The sequence below is a fragment of the Streptococcus cristatus genome (assembly GCF_003943505.1).
GTDB classification, from domain to species: Bacteria; Bacillota; Bacilli; order Lactobacillales; family Streptococcaceae; genus Streptococcus; species Streptococcus cristatus_E.
Map to the genome: position 1 here is coordinate 1 of NZ_RJPS01000039.1, position 897 is coordinate 897.

1 protein-coding gene and 1 pseudogene are annotated in these 897 nt (G+C 39.9%); both read right to left on the reverse strand.

Annotated features, from left to right (window positions below; genetic code table 11):
• Positions 1-373 (reverse strand): annotated as a pseudogene (locus tag D8792_RS10780) (UDP-glucose--hexose-1-phosphate uridylyltransferase); the annotation flags it as partial.
• The coding region (locus tag D8792_RS10785) for an HAD family hydrolase (RefSeq protein ID WP_260470304.1) at positions 370-897 on the reverse strand (528 nt) is incomplete at its 5' end. The pseudogene D8792_RS10780 and the gene D8792_RS10785, both read right to left, overlap by 4 nt.

The following is an 897-nucleotide window of genomic DNA, read 5'->3' on the forward strand; positions in this document are numbered from 1 at the left end:
TAGCCTTGACCTTGATATAGTCATTTTTTTGACTAAGCTGGTAAAAATCAGCTACAGCTTGCTCGGGATTGGAGGCATAAGTCGTCCAGAAGTCCCAATTGAGCTGGCTAGGGGCAGGGGTAATCAAGTCCATGAGCTCAGCACCAAGGATTTCACGCGCAGTCTGAACATCCTCAATCGTCTCTAATCGAACTGCTTCTTCGACCAGCTGGTCCTTTAGGTCAATCAATTTATCCAGATTAGTCTCAACTTCCAAAACGCCTTCGCCCACTCGAGCCAAAACACGATTGGTCAGGTAGATTCGATCCATTTCCTCAAATGAACTTTCAGAAATGACTTCTGTGATAAATGCATCTATAACTTCCTGACTCATTGATTCTCCTTCTTACATTCTAAATAGTCTCTGACAGCGTCTAAATCCTGAAAAACTTGTTCTGTTTTATTTAAGAAAGACTGTGCTGGTATTTTTAAGTCTGGAATACAAATGACTGGTATCCCAGCTCTATACGCTGCCTCAATCCCTGCTTCACTATCCTCTAGTACTAAGCAATTCTCTGGTAAAACATTCAAATCTCTACAGGCCTTTAAAAATATATCAGGGTAAGGTTTGCTTCTCTTTACATCTTTTGCAAAAACTAGATGGTCAAATAGGGACAGTATACCATTACTATCCAAGATCATTCTCGCTCGAGATTCAACACTTGAAGTTGCTAAGGCGATTGAAATACCTTCTCTTTCCAAAAAAGCAAGCAAATTTTTAGCACCTTTTTTTAAATTTACACCTCTGGCTAATATTCGAGCTTCCAGTTCATAAACTTTTTCCAAGGTTTGGTCAAAGTTCCAAGGTAAATCATAGGTGTCCAAAAATCGTTGAACATTCTCCTCTTCCCTATGTCC